Genomic DNA, 17,222 nt, shown 5'->3' with positions numbered 1-17,222 from the left:
GTTGGAAGTTTGACGGGGGCTGCTCCTAGTACGAGAGGACCGGAGTGGACGAACCTCTGGTGTACCGGTTGTGACGCCAGTCGCATCGCCGGGTAGCTAAGTTCGGAAGGGATAAGCGCTGAAAGCATCTAAGCGCGAAACCCGCCTGAAGATGAGACTTCCCCGTGGGTATAACCCACCTGAAGGGTCGTTGGAGACCACAACGTCGATAGGCAGGGTGTGGAAGCACAGCAATGTGTGAAGCTAACCTGTACTAATTGCCCGTGCGGCTTGACTCTATCATTTGAAGTACTTTAACATATCAAATAAAGTACCAAAAATACAGTTTGTGAAAAAACAAAACATCACCAAAACGGCTTCTGATTTAACCTTTTACGTTTGGCGGCAACAGCGCTGTGGCACCACTCCTTCCCTTCCCGAACAGGACAGTGAAACGCAGTCGCGCCAATGATAGTACGGATGCCCGTGCGAAAGTAGGGAACCGCCAAACTACTATTCCTAAACCCCCGCTATGTTAGCGGGGGTTTTGCTTTAGCTATAAAATAGCCAATAGAAAATAATTTTCGCTTTTTTTATGCCGAAAAAAGATGTTTTTCTAGAATAAACGCAATTTTATATCAAAAATTTTGATTTTGTGCTTGTCAAGAAAGTGTGAAACGGTTAATCTTATCTTTTTGGGAATAAAATTGCATGAACCACTTAAATAAAACCGATGATGTGCGGATTAAGGCTTTGGCGGAATTGTTGCCGCCGATTGCCCATCTTTACGAGTTGCCGATTAGCGAAGCGGCTGCCGATTTGGTGCTGCAAACGCGGGCGGAAATTGCCAAGTTATTGACGGGCGAAGACAAACGTTTGTTGGTCATTATCGGGCCGTGTTCCATTCACGACCCGAAAGCGGCTTTGGAATACGCGCAGCGTTTGCTGCCCTTGCGTGAAAAATACGCCAAACAATTGCTGATTGTGATGCGTGTGTATTTTGAAAAACCGCGCACTACGGTCGGTTGGAAAGGGCTGATTAACGACCCGCATTTGGACGGTTCGTTTGACATCAATTTCGGTTTGCGGCAGGCACGGAAATTATTGTTGGATTTGAATAATTTGGGTATGCCTGCGTCCACCGAGTTTTTGGACATGATTACGCCGCAATATTATGCAGATTTGATTTCGTGGGGTGCGATTGGGGCGCGTACCACCGAAAGCCAAGTGCATCGCGAGTTGGCGAGTGGTTTGTCTTGTCCGGTGGGGTTCAAAAACGGGACGGACGGTAATTTGAAAATTGCCATTGATGCCATCGGCGCGGCTTCGCACCCGCATCACTTTTTGTCGGTTACCAAAACGGGGCATTCGGCGATTGTGCATACGGCGGGCAATCCCGATTGCCATGTCATTTTGCGCGGTGGTAAAGAGCCGAATTATGGCAGCGAACACGTTCAGGCAGCCGCCGCCGCCTTGAACAAAGCGGGCGTTACCCCGAAGCTGATGGTGGATTTCAGCCATGCCAACAGCAATAAAGACCATACCCGTCAAATGCTTGTGGCGGAAGACGTGGCGGCGCAGTTGCGTAAGGGCGAAGACAACATCATGGGCGTGATGGTGGAAAGCCATTTGCAGGAAGGCCGTCAGGACAAGCCGGAAGTGTACGGCAAGAGCATTACCGATGCTTGTATCGGCTGGGAAAGCACGGAAAAGCTGTTGGCATTGTTGGCGGAAGCAAACGCGGGGCGTGTGTAGTTGATGTGATGGCGGTTGCCGTTGTTCCGATGGGGACAACGGCAGTTTTCTTGCTTGAAAGCGGGTGGGGCAAAACCGATAATGCCCTTGCTACAGCCATGCGGGTGGGGACGGGCGGGTGATGCCGAAGGTGTCGGGGTAGTCTGCGCCGAGAAAATATAAGCCGTCCGGCATGAAGGTGGGCGGGGCGTGGCAACGGTTGCGGGCGGCAAGCAGGGTGTCGATGTGTTCGGGGGGGAGGCGTCCGCAGCCGACATACACCAATGCGCCAACGATGTTGCGTACCATGTGGTGCAAAAAGGCGTTGGCGTGAAAATCGAGTTTGATTAGGTCGCCGGTGCGGGCAATATCGAGTTGGTACAGGGTTTTGACGGGGGATTTTGCTTGGCATTGGGCGGCGCGGAAGGCGGAAAAGTCGTGTGTGCCGATTAGGCGTGCCGCCGCTTGTGCCATTTTGTTTTCGTTTAGGGGGTAATGTGTCCAGCCGGCGCGTTGGTAGAGGTGGGGGGCGCGGACGGGGGCGCTTTGCAAGATGTAGCGGTAGCGGCGGGCGCAGGCGTCGAAGCGGGCGTGAAAATGCGGGGGGACGGCTTGGGCGTGCAGCACGGCGATGCTGTTGGGAAGCAGGGCATTGACGCCGCGCACCCATGCTTGCAGGGGGCGGACGGCGGCGGTGTCGAAATGGACGGTTTGGGCGGCGGCATGTACGCCGGTGTCGGTGCGCCCTGCGGCGAAGGTGCGGACGGTTTCGCCCGCCATTTGGCTAAGGGCGTGTTCGAGGGCGGATTGGACGGTGGGGGTGTCGCCGGCTTGTTTTTGCCAACCGGCAAAACGGCTGCCGTCATAGGCAAGGGTGAGTGCGTAGCGGGTCATGGGAAAAAGCGGTATTGTTGGGCAAAGCGGCGGGTTTGTCAAAATGCGGCGCGGTGCGCCGTTTTTCGGAAAGAATATGTGTATCAGTGAGATGAAATCAGAAAGGAAGCATGATGCCCGTTTCGCATTTGAAAATCGGCGGCATGAGTTGTCAGGGTTGTGCCAACCGCATTGAAAAGGCTTTGCGGCGGCACGGTGCGGTGCGCCATGCCGAAGTGAGTTTTGCGGCGGAAACGGCGCGGGTGGAACATGATGCGGACATCGGTGCGGCGGAATTGGCATTGTGGGTGTCGGGCATGGGGTTTCGGGCGCGGGTGTTGTCGTCCGATGTGCCGGAAAGCGGTGAAGCCAAGCCGCTTGCCCCCGATTGGCGTTTGAAATTGTTGTTGGCACTGACGGCAACCTTTGTTCCGGGTATGGCGGGCATGGTGTTCGGGTCGCACGCGCTGATGCCGCCTTTGTGGTGGCAGGTGGCGGCGGCAACGGTGGTGCAGCTTTATTTGGCGCAACCGTTTTACCGGCGGGCGTGGGCGGCGTTGCGGGCGAAGTCGGCGAATATGGATGTGCTGGTGGCATTGGGAACGGTGGCAGCGTACGGGTATTCGTTGGCGATGATGCGGCACGGGGCGCATGCGGTGTATTTTGAAACGGGGGTGATGGTGATTGCGTTCGTGTCGCTGGGCAAGTATTGGGAAGCGCGTTTGAAACGCCACAGTTTGAACGGTTTGGCATTGTTGTTCAAGCTGATGCCGCAACAGGCGCGGGTGTGGCGCGATGGTGCGTGGACGGACGTTCCCGCCGGCGAAGTGGCATTGGGGGAGAAGCTGTTGGGGGTACACGGCGGGCGGGTGGCGGCAGACGGCACGGTGTTGTCGGGGGAGGCGTGGGCAGACGAAAGCCATTTGACGGGGGAAGCCGCGCCCGTGCCGAAAGCGGCGGGCGACACCGTGCTGGCGGGGTCGGTGCTGCACGGCAGTGTGGCATACCGTGCCGACAAATTGGGCAGCGAAACGCTGTTGGGCGACATGATGCGGGCGTTGGCGCAGGCACAGGCGGAAAAAGCACCGGCGGCGGCGTTGGCAGACAGGGTGGCGGCGGTGTTTGTGCCGATGGTGGGGGCGGCGGCGGTGTTGGCGTTTGTGGCGAATGTGGCGGCGGGAACGGGAAGCGGTACGGCGCTGGTGCGGGCGGTGGCGGTGTTGGTGGCGGCGTGTCCGTGTGCTTTGGGTTTGGCAACGCCGGCGGCGGTGATGGCGGGCATGGCGGCGGCGGTGCGGCACGGCGTGTGGTTTAAAACGCCCGCCGCTTTGGAAGCGGCGGCCGATGCCGACACCGCCGCTTTCGACAAAACCGGCACGCTCACCGAAGGCCGTCCCGACATCGTGGCGGTGTGGACGGCACCGCACTTTGATGCGGAAACCGTTTTACGCGCTGCCGCCGCTTTGGAACGCCACAGCCTGCACCCCTTTGCCGCCGCCATCGTCCGCCGCGCCGAAGCCGGACAACCGGCGTTGCCCGCCGTGTCCGACCCGCACACCGAAGCGGGGCAGGGCATTGCGGGCGTGGTGGACGGCATCGGCACGGTACGCACCGGCTCGCCCGCGTTTTGCGGCTTGGACACGGCGGATTTGCCCGATGAAGCCGTTTGGCGCGACCAAAGCATCGCCGCCGTCGCCGTCAACGGCAAAGCGGCGGGCGCATTTGCCTTTGCCGATGCGCTCAAGCCCGACAGCGCCGCCGCCATCAAACGCCTGAAACAAATGGGCATGGAGGTGTGCATCTTAAGCGGCGACCGCAGCGAAGCCGTTGCCCGCACGGCGGCTGCCTTGGGCATCAGCCAAGCATGGGGAGGCTTGTCGCCGCGCGGCAAAACCGAAATCATCGCCCGCCTGAACGCGCAAGGCAAACACGTTGCCATGTTTGGCGACGGCATCAACGATGCGCCCGCACTGGCCGCCGCCGCCATCGGTTTTGCGCCCTACGGCAGCAGCGCGGCGGCGGAGCACAGCGCCCAAGCCGTTTTGACCCGCCCTTCTGTGGCACAGGCTGCCGATGCCTTCGCCCTTGCCCGCGCCACCCGCCGCACCATCCGCCAAAACCTGTTTTTCGCCTTTGCTTATAATACCATGGCGATTCCGATGGCGGCGTGCGGCGCATTCAGCCCCACCGTGGCGGGCATGGCGATGGCGTGCAGCTCGGTGTCGGTGCTACTCAATGCCCTGCGCCTGAAAAACAGATGGTTCGGCAAACAAATATAGCCAAATATTCTTTTATTTTCACACGGCGTCGGCTTGCCTTGTTTGAAAAACAAAGCCCATCAACCATAAAATTTCCTGACAAAACTTGATAATCATTTTCATTTTTATTACAATGCCAGACACACGGCACAAGGGGTCGTGTGTTTCGGAATCTGTTTGCAACAAAGGAAATACCGTATGAAAAAGTTGAATTTGCTTGCCCTGCTGTTGGGCAGCGTGTTTGCCTTGGGCGCTTGCGGCTCTTCGGGCGGCGGCTCGGGCAGCAGCGCACAGCCCAATACAGGCGCGTCTGCCGGACAAAACGTCAATGAACAAACCCAAGCCGCCGCGATTCTGGCTCAAGCCAAACAAGACGTTGCCGCCGCACTGAAAGCCGCCGAAACCGCCCGCACCACCGCCGATGCCGCCGTGCAAACCGCCGCACAGGCAAAAACGGCTGCCGAAACCGCCAAAAATGCCGCATTGAAAGCGAAAACGGCTGCCGACCGCGCCGCCGCCGAAAAAGCCAAAACCGATGCCGACCGCGCTGCCGCATCTGCCGCCAAAGCGCAAACCGATGCCGACCAAGCGGCCGCCCATGCCAAAGCACAAGCCGACAAAGCCAGACAAGCGGCCGCCAAAACCGATGATGCCGCCGTCCGTGCCGAAGCCGCCAAAGTGCAAACGGCAGCCGATGCGGCCCAAGCCGCCGCAGAACAAACCAAAGCCCACCGCGACACCGTAACCGCGACAGTGGCACAAACCAAAACCGCCGCCGATGACGCCATTGCTGCGGCTGCCGCTGCCGCGAATACCGCCGGCAACACGGGCGGAAACAACGGCAACAATAACGGCAACAACAGCGCTGACAATAGCGGTGCTGCCGCCAACCCCACCGTGAAAGCAGTGGAAGACGAACTGAAAAAAACCTTTATCGCCAACCACAAAGATAAAGACAAAGCCGACTGGATGGCGCATAATCCGATTAACGGCGCAGTATTGACCATCAACAACCAAACCGGCAGCGTTCGTGCCGCATTGCCTGATTCCCAAGAAATTGAATCGATTACCATCAACGGCAATAAAGTTTTGTTGTTGGCGCGTTCCAAAGATTCAGGGACACGTGCAAGGAAATTGAATGGAAATGATTTTCCGGGTGGCACAGTGATTGGTACAGGCTTTGTCGGCAGTACTCCCTATCACATCAGTTCTCCCGACTTTCAAGATTTCCGTTGGGGCGTACACACCCACGACGGCATCAGCACCGTATTTGTGCAGGGCAAACCTTCTTCCTTTATGCCCAAAAGTGGTGCTTCTGCCTACACGGGTAAAGCCGTTGTCGGTAAGGAAGGCGACTATAGTCTTGTAAATGTTCAGGTTGAAGCCGATTTCGACACCAAAAACGTCAATGTCGTCATGAAAGACCTGCCCTATTCCAAGTTTGGCAGCAACAATCAATTGGAATTTGGCGGTACCATCATGGGCAACACCTTTGCGGGTACGCGTAACGGTATTGTCAGCAAAGGCGGTTTCTATGGCGGTGCTGCCGCTTCCGTTGCGGGCGTGTTCTACGGCGCGGAAGGTGAGAAACAAGGGGTGAACGGCGCATTTGGCGCGTCTGAAAAGAAGTCTATCCGTAAAAAATAATTGCTTGTTGATTTTTTGACCGACACGCCCGCAGCACAAAAAAATGCTGCGGGCGTGGTTTTGATGGTCAATAACGGGTTTGGCGTGTTTGTCGGACGTGGTTTTCAATCCAATTCGGCACGCGAAAAAATATCCAAAATCAAGGCATTGTTTTCACAAGCTGCTTTAAAAGCCAAAACAAAGGTTTTTAAGGCATCGGCATCTTCAGAATAAGCACAAAACATTCCGCTTTCCGAGTCAAATTCAATGATTTCGGCATATTCGGGCAACTGTTCCTGCAAAAACACGCTCGCCAAGGCTTGCCAATCGTAGCCGTTTCCTTCAAAGCCTTCATCGCTGCGGCTGTCAAAAATGGCTTGCAAGTATTCGCCCGCATCCAAACAGACCGAAGCCTGTGTATCGTGTTCCACCCAGAAAAACGGGGCGATGCTTTGTTGAAAGTCTTGATGATTCATGATGGTTTCGTCCCAAATGAAAAACGGGCTGCCTGAAAACCGCAACCCGTTCCCGCAAGCGGGGGAGGGTTAGGGTGTGTCATCAATTGACTGAAAAAACGCCGCACCGTCATTCCCGCGAATGCGGGAATCCAAGTCAAAGCACGACAAGCCTTGATAAAACATCACTTGCCAAGCATCGGGCAGTGGCTTCCCGCGTTCGCGGGAATGACGGTAGCGTTTATACTTCATTGATTTGAAATGAAATAATTTAAATAATGACACGCCCTAGGGAGGGGACGGCGTTCGGTATTGCGTCCCCCGCCCCTGCAAGCGGGGGCGGGTGTTTGCAAACACTTTATTTCACGCGCATATCGCCCGTTTCCACAAAACGCTGGTGCCAAGACAAGGCTTCCGCCAGCAAATGCGGCGTGTGCAAACCGACTTTGGCGGCTTTTTCGGCGCGGTCGAAGTAATCGCGCAACTGGTCGCGGTAATCGGGGTGGGCGCAGTTTTCAATGATGAGTTTGGCGCGTTGGCGCGGCGATTTGCCGCGCAAATCCGCCATGCCCTGTTCGGTAACGATAAACATCACATCGTGTTCGGTGTGGTCGTGGTGGGAAACCATCGGCACGATGCAGGAAATCGCGCCGTCTTTCGCCACAGAGGGCGACACGAAGAACGAGAAGAAGGCGTTGCGGGTAAAGTCGCCCGAACCGCCGATACCGTTCATCATTTTCGTGCCCATGATGTGGGTGGAATTGACGTTGCCGTAGATGTCGGCTTCAATCATCGCGTTCATGCCGATAATCCCCAAGCGGCGGATGACTTCGGGATTATTGGTGTATTCCATCGGGCGCAACACGATTTTGTCGCGCAAAAATTCAATGTTGTCGTTAAAGCGTTGCAGCGCATCGGGGCTGAATGAAAGCGCGGTGGCGGATGCGGATTTCATTTTGCCCGCGATAATCAAATCCAGCATGCCGTCTTGCAGCACTTCGGTGTAACCGGTCAAATCGTCAAACGGCGCGTCCAGCAAACCGGCGAGTACGGCGTTGGCCACGTTGCCCACGCCCGATTGCAGGGGCAGCAGGTTTTTCGGCAAACGTCCGGCTTTCACTTCGTGATTAAAGAAATCAATGATTTGGGCGGCGATGCGTTTGGAATTGTCGTCCGGGTCGGCGAATTTGCTGTTGCGGTCGCCACTGTCGGTCAAAACAACGGCAACGATTTTGTCGGGGTCGCATTCCAGATAGGGCGAGCCGATGCGGTCAAACGGGCCGGTAAGCGGAATGGGCTTGCGGTGCGGCGGCACGCCGATGTCGTAAACGATGTCGTGCATGCCTTCCAGTTTGGCGTTTTGGGCGGTATTGACTTCCACAATCACTTTTTTCGCCGCTTTCACGGCTTCGTTCATGTGGCCGATGCCCATTGCGGGAACGATTTTGCCGTCTTCGGTGATGGCGGCGGCTTCAATAATCGCCAAGTCAAACGCGCCGTAAAAACCTTGGCGCATTTGTTGCTCAACGTGCGACAGGTGCATGTCCTGATAGGCGGTGTTGCCCGCGTTGATGTTGTTGCGCAGGGCGGGGTCGGACTGGAAGGGGTTGCGGAAGCTCACGCAGTTGGCAGAAGCCAGCACGCCGTCGCACTCGGGGGCGGTAGATGCGCCGGTAATCACGCCGAAAGCAAAGGCTTCGCCGCGCTCGTGGAAGGCTTTGGCACGCTCGGCGATGGCGGTGGGGACGGCTTTGGGGTAGCCCGCGCCGGTAAAGCCGCTTACGGCAACGGTCATGCCGTTGTGGACGAATTCGGCGGCTTGTTCGGCGGACACGATTTTGCCGCGCAAACCGGCGTGGCGGACGCGTTCTGCTGCTTGTTGGGTCATGGGGAGACTCCTGAAAGGGTGGGAAAAGCAAACTATAACGTAAAAGTGCCATTACTGTAAAACGGCAGTTACAATGGGGGTTTTGCCTTGTGTGGTGTTTGCCGTGTTGCGCCTGTGTTTTTGGTTGTTTGCCCTGATTCCGCTCGTATTTTTGGCAGTAACTGTTGCCGCGCCCTTAACGGCGATGCTGCGTTACCAAGATGCCGCGCCGCTTTGGCATGAAATGCTCGGCGACGATTACTACCGTTGGCGCATCGGCTGGACGGCGTTGCAGGCAGCCTGCACCGCGATTTTAACGCTGCTGCTGGGCGTGCCGGTGGCGTGGGTGCTGGCGCGGCTGGCGTTTCGCGGACGGGCGTTGCTGCTGCGGCTGCTGATGCTGCCGTTTATCACGCCGACTTTGGTGGCGGGCATGGGCGTTTTGACCTTGTTCGGCGAACGCGGTTTGCTGTGGCGCGGTTGGCAGGATACGCCTTACCTGTTGATTTACGGGAATTTGTTTTTTAATTTGCCGGTGGCGGTGCGGGCGGCGTATCAGGGATTTTGCGCCGTGCCCGCCAACCGTTTGGCGGCGGCGCAAACGCTCGGCGCGGGCGCGTGGCAGCGTTTTTGGCAGGTGGAACGACCCGTGTTGCAGCCTTGGCTGGCGGGGGCGGCGTGTTTGGTGTTTTTGTATTGTTTTTCGGGATTCGGATTGGCGTTGCTGTTGGGCGGGCAGCGTTACGCCACCGCCGAAGTGGAAATCTACCAACTGATTGCCTACGAATTGGACATGGCGCGGGCGGCGGTGCTGGTGTGGCTGGTGTTGGGAGCGACCGCCTTGGCGGGCGCGGCATACGCGTGGTTCGGCAAACGCGCCCACGCCGCGAAAATCCGTCCGCTCGCGCCGCGCCCGCCGCAAAACGTTGCCGAGAAAACGCTGCTGGTGGCGGCGTTGGCGGGCTTGGCGTTTTTCTGCCTGCTGCCTTTGCTGGCGGTGTTGGTGCGGGCGGCGGGCGCGGGCGGGTCGTGGCGGGTGTTGTGGGAAGCGGAAACGCTGGCGGCGTTGTGGAACACGCTGCGTTTTACCGCGTGCGCGGTGATGGCATCGGCGCTGTTGGGCTTGGCGCACGCGGCTTTGGTGCGACGCGTGCCGGTGTTGCGCTCGCTGACGTTTTTGCCGTTTATGGTGTCGCCGGTGTGTTTGGCGTTCGGTATGCTGTTGCTGTATCCGGATTGGTCGGCATCGTTGGCGATGTTGGTGGGGCTGTACACGTTGTTGGCATATCCCTTTGTTACCAAAGACGTACTGGCGGCATGGGACGCGCTGACGCCCGCCTATGTCGCTGCCGCGCGGGTGTGCGGGGCGACGCCGTTTCAGGCAGCCCGCGCGGTAACGCTGCCTTTGCTGCTGCCCGCCCTGCGGCGCGGTTTGACATTGGCGGCGGCCACGGGCATCGGCGAATTTGCCGCCACGCTGTTGCTGTCGCGCCCCGAATGGACGACTTTAACCACTTTGATTTATCAGCATTTGGGTAAAGTGGGCGCGGAAAACCACGACCGCGCGGCGGTGCTGACGGTGGTGTTGATGGTGTTGTCGGCGGTGGTGTTTGTGCTGCTGGACGGCAAAGAACGCGATTAGCGCGTGTCATCAACTGACCAATAAAACCCTGTACCGTCATTCCCGCGAATGCAGGAATCCAAGTCAAAGCACAATAAACCTTGATAAAACATCGCTTGCCAAACATCGGGCGGTGGATTCCCGCTTGTGCGGGAATGACGGTATTTTGTATTGTGCTGATTTTAAACATAAAAGTTTAAATGATAACACGCCCTAATCAATTGATGATGCGCCACCGTGTTTTTACTCGCGGTGGTAGGGGTGGTTGTGGAGAATGGACACGGCGCGGTAGAGCTGTTCGGTGAGCAGCACGCGCACCATGCCGTGCGGCAGGGTGAGGCTGGAGAGGCGCATCAGCAGGTTTGCCTCGCGTTTGAGTGCGTCCGCCATGCCGTCCGCGCCGCCGATGATGAAGCAGACGTGTTCGCCGCGCTGCTGCCAACGGCGCAGATGTTCCGCCAACTGTTGCGAAGTGGGGGCTTCGCCGCGCTCGTCCAATGCCACGACAAACGCTTGTGCGGGCAGGGCTTCGCGCAGGCGTTTTTCTTCGGCGGCGATGCCTTGTGCGGCGTTGATGCCCGCGCCGCGTTTTTCGGGCTTGATTTCTTTGAGGGTGAAACGGATGTCGCGCCCGAAACGTTTGGCGTATTCGGATACGGCGGTATTGACCCAGTTTGGCATTTTGGTGCCGACTGCGAGAACGGTAATGTTCATGGTTTCAGGCTGCCTGAAAAAACGCTTCCGCCCTTGCCCGTGTTTCGGTGTCGGCGGACACCAGCGCGGCGATGCTTTCCGGTTCGCCTGCGGGAACGTGTTCCAGCGCGTGTGCCACCGTGCGGGCGATGTCGGTAAAGCGGATTTGTCCGCGCAAAAAGGCGGCAACGGCGGCTTCGTTGGCGGCGTTCAACACGCAGGGCGCAAAGCCGCCCGCGTGCATGGCATCGTATGCCAGTTTCAGGCAGGGGAAACGTGCAAAATCGGGCTGATGGAAGGTCAAGCCGCCCAATGCGGCGAAGTCCAGTTTGGCAGCGCCGGAGGCGATGCGTTCAGGCAGCCCCAAACAATAGGCTATCGGCGTGCGCATATCGGGTACGCCCATTTGCGCCAATACCGAACCGTCCCGATAGCGCACCATGCTGTGAATCACGCTTTGCGGGTGAATCACGGCTTCCAATCGCGCGGGCGGACAAGAGAAAAGCCAATGCGCTTCAATCAGTTCCAAGCCTTTGTTCATCATGGTGGCGGAGTCCACCGAGATTTTTTGTCCCATCGCCCAATTCGGGTGTTTGACGGCTTGGGCGGGGGTAATCGCGTCAAATTCGCGCAAATCGGTGTGCAGGAAAGGCCCGCCCGATGCGGTGAGTATGATGTTGTCGATGCCGTGCGCGTCCAAATCGCCGTTGAAATCGCGCGGCAACACTTGGTAAACGGCGTTGTGTTCGCTGTCCACGGGCAGGATGCGGGCGCGGTTTTGGCGGGCGGTGTCCATAAACAAACGTCCCGACATCACCAAAGTTTCTTTGTTGGCAAGAAACACGGTTTTGCCTGCCGCCGCCGCCGCCAAAGTGGGGGCAAGTCCCGCCGCGCCGACAATCGCCGCCATCACGCCCGTTACTTCGGGGGCGGAAGCCACGTCCGACAAGGCTTGTGCGCCGTGCAAAACTTCGGTGTCGGAGTTTTGTTGCGCCAGCAGGCGGCGCAGTTCGGCGGCTTCTTTTTCGCCCGCGACAACGGCGTAACGCGGACGGTGTGCGGCGCATTGTTGTGCCAACACGCTGGTGCGGGTGTGTCCCGCCAAGGCGAAAATACGGAAACGGTTTGGGTGGCGCGACACCACGTCCAACGTGCTGGTGCCGATGCTGCCGGTGCTGCCGAGCAGGGTGAGGGTGTGAACGGACATGAGTCTTCCTGAAAATGGGTGCGGCGCGTATTGTACCCGAGTTTGCGGCAAAGCAAACGCCCGCAGGAGCGGGCGTGTGGCACGGGCTTGTGGGACAATCAGCGTCCGTACACGGCGCGCCAAGCTTTGTCCAAACGGTCGCCGGCGTTTTTCAGTTCGCCGGTATTGCGCTGGTGGATTTCCTGCAGCATCAGCAGCTCGGTACGCAAACGGTTCACTTCCCAATGCGCTTGCAGCAGACGTTGTTCGGCAGCCTGCAAGCGTCCGCGCAATTTGATTAATTCGGCTTGGTCGGTGGTTTGGGCTTTGACCAAAGCCTGATAACGCATTTGCGCGTTGGCAAGCTCTGCCTGATTGACGGCGGGGGTGGCGGCATACGCGCCCGATGCCAGCAGCAAGGCGGCGGCAAAAAGTCGTTTCATAAAAGTCTCCAATCAAAAATACGCCCGTATATTAACACGTTGCCAAGCAGTTGCGTTTGCTTTCGCGTTGCAGACGGCAAAATATGTTGGGCGGCGGCGACAACTATTTACAGGCAATGCGGAACTGTTTTTCGGCGATTGTGCCGGCGGTTAAAGGCATGTGGCGGATTTGGGTGGGGGTGAAACGGTCTTCACGAATGGGCTTGCCGCTTTCGTCCAAATAGCGCACCGATGCCAAACGGTAGCTGCGGTGGGTGCAGTGGAACTCCCATTCGCCGACCGCGATTTTGTAGCGGGGCGTGCCGGTATAATCGGCTTTGGCGGGATTGATGACGATTTTGCGGTCGCGCAAACGGGCAACCGCACCGTTTTTGCGGACGCTGCCGGTTTCGTAGGCGACCACGATGTTTTGGCGTTCAATCGCGCCGATGTCTTTCCAAGTGCCGCTCATGGCGGGCGCGGTGTAGGCGGGCATGCCGTTTTTGCCGGCACAGGCGGCGAGCAGCAGCACGGCAGACACAAGGGAAAGGTGTTTGCGTAATTTCATCAAAATTCCTTTTCGGTTTGAAACCCCGCCGTTTACGGCGGTAAAATGGCTTTTTATTGCAAGGCACAGGGCTGTGCTTGATGTGCAGCCCTGTGCGTTGAAACATGAAGTAAAACGGTTTTTTAAAACTCTGCCAGCAAACGGGCGCGTTGTTCGGGGTCGGCTTGGTGCAGGGCTTGGATTTTACGGGTAAACGTGCGGGTGCGCCAAATGCCGTATGCCAACAAATCCGTTTGGTAACACGCGCCGTTGCGCGTATGAAGTTCCCACAGTTCGCCAAAAATCCGCACATTCAATTCGCAGCGCTCAATGTCCTGCCAAGCCAAAGTCAAATCGTTTACCGTAGCGCGGACACCGTTTTGCTCGCGGACGGCTTCGCGCAAATACACGCCGTGTCCGTCCAAACGGATATGCACGCGCTTATCGCGCAAACACCGATAAAAATAGCCCATCACCACGCCTGACGAAATCATTGCCAAAATATCCACCGATATTCCCCACCAACCCTGCTTGGCGGTAAACAGCGTGTGGGCGGCATTGCCGCCGCAAAACGCGAAAAGTGCCAGACACAAAATAAAAAAACCGCGCTGCATGGTAATGGAAACCGTGTTCGGCTGATTCATCGTGTACCCCTTATTTGACGAGAAACCTTTTCAGGCTGCCTGAAAACCACCCATTTTCCGCAAAATTCCCACATCGTCCAAGCCTTTTTACCGAGTTTGGCACAAACGCCCGTTTGCCGCGCCGCCGTTTGCGGCGGTACAATCGCCGTTTTTGCCCGAAACCCGCCATGAACGCCGCCCGCCAAATCCTGCAAAACACTTTCGGCTATCCCGATTTTCGCGGCAATCAGGCGCAAATCGTGGACACGCTGGCATCGGGCGGCAACGCGCTGGTGCTGATGCCCACCGGCGGCGGCAAATCGCTGTGTTACCAAATCCCCGCGCTGATGCGCGAAGGCGTGGCGGTGGTGGTGTCGCCCCTGATTGCGTTGATGGACGACCAAGTCGCCGCCCTGCGCGTGGCGGGCGTGGACGCGGCGGCGGTGCATTCGGGCGTGCCCCCCGAACAACTGCGCCACATCGCCGACCGCATCGCTTCAGGCAGCCTGAAACTGCTCTACGTTGCCCCCGAACGCGCCGTGTCCGACAAATTCCTGCGTTTTCTCGACCACAACCGCGTTTCCCTGTTTGCCATAGACGAAGCCCACTGCGTCAGCCAATGGGGACACGACTTCCGCCCCGAATACCGCGCCCTCGGCTTGCTGGCGCAACGCTATCCCCACATTCCCCGCATCGCCCTCACCGCCACCGCAGATGCGCAAACCCGCACCGACATCAAACACTATCTGCATTTGCACGATGCCGCCGAGTTTACCTCTAGCTTTGACCGCCCCAATATTTACTACCAAATCGTAGAAAAAAACAACGGCAAGAAACAACTTCTGGATTTTATTCAAAAACAAATGGCAGGGCAAAGTGGCATCGTTTACTGCCTGAGCCGCAAAAGCGTGGAAGACACCGCCGCCTTTTTGCGCGGACACAAACTCAACGCCCTGCCCTACCACGCCGGTTTGCCGATGGACACCCGCGCCGAACACCAGCGCCGTTTCACCCGCGAAGACAACATCATCATCGTTGCCACCGTTGCCTTCGGCATGGGCATCGACAAACCGGACGTGCGCTTTGTCGCCCATCTGGACATGCCGCAAAGCATCGAGCATTTTTATCAGGAAAGCGGACGTGCGGGGCGGGACGGGCTGCCTGCAAACAGTTGGCTGTGCTACGGCATGAACAACCTGATGCTGCTGCGCGAACGCATCGCCCAAAGCGGCGCGGACGACACCCAAAAACAAATAGAACTGCAAAAACTCAACGCCGTATTTGACATTTGCGAAACCGCAGGCTGTCGGCGCGTCCCCCTGCTGCGGCACTTCGGCGAAACGTCCGAACCCTGCGGCAACTGCGACAACTGCCGCCACCCGCCCGCCCGTTTTGACGGCACGGAAAACGTGCGCAAACTGTTAAGCTGCGTTTACCGCGTGGGGCAGGACTTTGCCGCCGGTTACGTTATCAACGTCTTGCGCGGCAAAGCGGACGACTGGATAAGCCGCAACCGCCACGAGCAACTCTCCACCTTCGGCATCGGCGCGGACTTGGGCGAAAAAGCGTGGCGCAACATCGTGCGCCAATGCATCGGCTTGGGGCTGCTGGACAGCGACCCGCACCGCCACCACGCCCTGCGCCTCACCGCCGCCGCCAAGCCCGTACTCAAAGGCAGCGAAACCGTGCTGCTGCGCCCGCTCAAACGCGACAAAGCCGCCGTGCAAACCCCGCGCGGCGACTGGCTGCGTACCGAGCGCGAAGAACGCCTGTGGCAAGCCTTGCGGCAATGGCGCACGCAACGCGCCCGCGCCGACAATGTGCCCGCCTACATCGTTTGCGGCGACCGCACTTTGCAGGACATTGTGCGGCGCATGCCCGCGCAACTTGATGATTTGGAGGAAGTATACGGCTTGGGCGCGGCGAAAATCGGGCGCTTTGGTGCGGAGATTGTGGCAGTGTGTGCGGCGTTTGCCAAAACGGAAGCGGACGGTGTTCGGGCTGCCCGCGATGGTGAAAATCAATAAAAACCCGATTGTTCAGGCTGCCTGAAACGGCTCACGAAAATATTCCCACACCGGCTTGCAAAGCGGCGGCAGCTCCGGACACGCCCCCAATGCCACACCATACGCGCCCTCACGATGAAAATCGCTGCCCGCACTCGCCCACAAATCAAAGCGTTCCGCCATCAGCGCGTCATTCAAACGGTCGCCCAAACTGCAACTGCCGCCATGCACCGCCACCGCCCGTCTGCTCAACCCGCGAAATTCCGCCGGCAACGTCCGCCGCGCCGTTGCCGACAAATCGTAACGCATCGGGTGCGCCACCACCGCGATGCCGCCCGCGCCGGTAATCGCGTTTACCGCCGCGTCCAAATCCGCCCAACGGTGCGGCACGCAAGCGCACTTGCGCCGTCAAACGCGCCCAAAGTGGCGGATTATCCAAGCGTAGGGAGTGTTGTCTGAACTTTTGTTATGAAAATCAGCATAATAAAAAAACGCCGTCATTCCCACGCAGGCGGGAAGCCACTGCCCGATGTTTTATCAAGGCTTGTCGTGCTTTGACTTGGATTCCCGCGCAGACGGGAAGGGGGTAGCTTGGCTTGGAGCGAAGCGCAAACCCGACAAAATCCATAAATTTTCGGAAAAAATGTTGGGTTTTCACTTCGTTTCAACCCAAGCTACGCTTGCTTCACAAACATCAGGCAGTGGCTTCCCGCATTCGTGGGCATGACGGCGTTTTGGTATTGCACTGATTTATAGTAGAAAATTTTAATTGATGGCACGACTCAGGGCGTGTCATCAATTGACCGCGACAACCCCGCACCGTCATTTCCGCGCAGGCGGGAATCCAAGTCAAAGCACAACAAACCCTGATACAACATCGCTTGCCAAACATCCGGCGGTGGATTCCCGCCTGCGCGGGAATAACGGCATTTTTGTATCATGCTGATTTTCAGCATAAAAGTTTAAATAATGACACGCCCGATTAGAGCGTGGCGGCAGATTGCCCAAACGGCTCAAAACGGACAGCCACCGCCGCGCCCGTAAGCAATCAGGAAAACCATCATGCTTCCGACCGAGATTTAATAAGGTGTTCGCGAAGGAAGGGAACATTTAATTTCCCCATGAATATAACAATTTTTTGCTCCAGCATTTGTACATGTTTGCAATGCCTGAGACTTTGCCCGCCACTTTGACTGTCCGTGGAAACCCGGAAAAACTTTTGGCACACCTGAAGACATCTGTCCTGCTGATAACGCCAAACAGCCATTATGGTAATCGAAAAGAATTCTGCATTGCAAACCCGCGCTTTGGCAACCAGTCATGGCGACATTT

Annotated in this window: 14 protein-coding genes, 2 rRNA genes and 1 pseudogene; 7 read left to right on the top strand and 10 right to left on the bottom strand. The window is 57.6% G+C overall.

Going from position 1 to position 17,222, the window contains the following annotated elements; genetic code table 11:
* The 3 genes from G392_RS0108605 to aroG all read left to right on the top strand — a co-directional run.
* A 23S ribosomal RNA gene (locus G392_RS0108605) occupies nt 1-278 on the top strand; the annotation flags it as partial.
* 99 nt (nt 279-377) lie between these two features.
* Nucleotides 378-490 (top strand): 5S ribosomal RNA (gene rrf / locus G392_RS0108600).
* A gap of 200 nt (nt 491-690) precedes the next feature.
* Entirely contained in the window at nt 691-1,734 is a 1,044-nt protein-coding gene (aroG, locus tag G392_RS0108595; RefSeq protein WP_027009909.1) for a 3-deoxy-7-phosphoheptulonate synthase AroG, read from the top strand.
* A 90-nt stretch (nt 1,735-1,824) separates the two neighbouring features.
* Here aroG and truA read toward each other — a convergent pair whose 3' ends face one another.
* Nucleotides 1,825-2,607, bottom strand: coding sequence for a tRNA pseudouridine(38-40) synthase TruA (gene truA, locus G392_RS0108590; protein WP_027009908.1), 783 nt, complete (start codon nt 2,605-2,607; stop codon nt 1,825-1,827).
* Between the two features lie 110 nt (nt 2,608-2,717).
* Between truA and G392_RS0108585 the strand changes: the two genes are divergently transcribed.
* Both G392_RS0108585 and G392_RS0108575 read left to right on the top strand, forming a co-directional pair.
* Nucleotides 2,718-4,865, top strand: coding sequence for a heavy metal translocating P-type ATPase (locus G392_RS0108585; protein WP_034334898.1), 2,148 nt, complete (start codon nt 2,718-2,720; stop codon nt 4,863-4,865).
* Nucleotides 4,866-5,042: 177 nt separating this feature from the next.
* Nucleotides 5,043-6,491 (top strand): HupA family protein, encoded by a 1,449-nt coding sequence (locus G392_RS0108575; protein WP_027009906.1) that lies wholly within the window; start codon nt 5,043-5,045, stop codon nt 6,489-6,491.
* A 104-nt stretch (nt 6,492-6,595) separates the two neighbouring features.
* Here the strand turns inward: G392_RS0108575 and G392_RS0108570 are convergent, their stop codons facing one another.
* A complete protein-coding gene (locus tag G392_RS0108570; protein ID WP_027009905.1) occupies nt 6,596-6,946 on the bottom strand; it encodes an immunity 51 family protein in 351 nt (116 codons plus the stop codon).
* A gap of 337 nt (nt 6,947-7,283) precedes the next feature.
* Nucleotides 7,284-8,813 carry a succinyl-CoA:acetate CoA-transferase ScpC gene (gene scpC / locus G392_RS0108560; protein WP_027009904.1) on the bottom strand — a complete coding sequence of 510 codons (1,530 nt, stop codon included), beginning with the start codon at nt 8,811-8,813 and terminating at the stop codon, nt 7,284-7,286.
* A gap of 73 nt (nt 8,814-8,886) precedes the next feature.
* On the opposite strand from scpC, the gene G392_RS0108555 reads away from it, so the two are divergent.
* The gene (locus tag G392_RS0108555) at nt 8,887-10,434 is read left to right on the top strand and encodes an ABC transporter permease (RefSeq protein ID WP_034334895.1); all 1,548 of its coding nucleotides are present in this window, start codon (nt 8,887-8,889) and stop codon (nt 10,432-10,434) included.
* A 222-nt stretch (nt 10,435-10,656) separates the two neighbouring features.
* Here G392_RS0108555 and rlmH read toward each other — a convergent pair whose 3' ends face one another.
* The 5 genes from rlmH to G392_RS0108530 all read right to left on the bottom strand — a co-directional run bounded on the left by rlmH (nt 10,657) and on the right by G392_RS0108530 (nt 13,905).
* The gene (gene rlmH, locus G392_RS0108550; protein WP_027009902.1) at nt 10,657-11,127 is read right to left on the bottom strand and encodes a 23S rRNA (pseudouridine(1915)-N(3))-methyltransferase RlmH; all 471 of its coding nucleotides are present in this window, start codon (nt 11,125-11,127) and stop codon (nt 10,657-10,659) included.
* Nucleotides 11,128-11,131: 4 nt separating this feature from the next.
* Nucleotides 11,132-12,313: a 1-deoxy-D-xylulose-5-phosphate reductoisomerase gene (ispC, locus tag G392_RS0108545; RefSeq protein WP_027009901.1), complete on the bottom strand. Its 1,182-nt coding sequence runs from the start codon at nt 12,311-12,313 to the stop codon at nt 11,132-11,134.
* 98 nt (nt 12,314-12,411) lie between these two features.
* Nucleotides 12,412-12,735, bottom strand: a complete 324-nt coding sequence (locus tag G392_RS12570; protein ID WP_051255658.1) for a hypothetical protein — start codon at nt 12,733-12,735, stop codon at nt 12,412-12,414.
* A 103-nt stretch (nt 12,736-12,838) separates the two neighbouring features.
* Nucleotides 12,839-13,282, bottom strand: a complete 444-nt coding sequence (locus G392_RS0108535; protein ID WP_027009900.1) for a surface-adhesin E family protein — start codon at nt 13,280-13,282, stop codon at nt 12,839-12,841.
* A gap of 122 nt (nt 13,283-13,404) precedes the next feature.
* Entirely contained in the window at nt 13,405-13,905 is a 501-nt protein-coding gene (locus G392_RS0108530; RefSeq protein ID WP_027009899.1) for a hypothetical protein, read from the bottom strand.
* Nucleotides 13,906-14,072: 167 nt separating this feature from the next.
* Between G392_RS0108530 and recQ the strand changes: the two genes are divergently transcribed.
* The gene (gene recQ, locus G392_RS0108525) at nt 14,073-15,911 is read left to right on the top strand and encodes a DNA helicase RecQ (RefSeq protein WP_027009898.1); all 1,839 of its coding nucleotides are present in this window, start codon (nt 14,073-14,075) and stop codon (nt 15,909-15,911) included.
* A gap of 12 nt (nt 15,912-15,923) precedes the next feature.
* Here recQ and G392_RS12565 read toward each other — a convergent pair.
* Nucleotides 15,924-16,292, bottom strand: a pseudogene (locus G392_RS12565) (phosphatase); the annotation flags it as partial.
* Between the two features lie 677 nt (nt 16,293-16,969).
* Nucleotides 16,970-17,222: DUF4189 domain-containing protein (locus tag G392_RS13350; RefSeq protein WP_156900866.1), on the bottom strand; the 253-nt coding region annotated here is incomplete at its 5' end.

The sequence above is a fragment of the Conchiformibius kuhniae DSM 17694 genome, assembly GCF_000428785.1.
GTDB classification, from domain to species: Bacteria; Pseudomonadota; Gammaproteobacteria; order Burkholderiales; family Neisseriaceae; genus Conchiformibius; species Conchiformibius kuhniae.
Note: the sequence above shows the minus strand (reverse complement) of the source record. Positions and strands in the feature narration are given on the sequence as shown.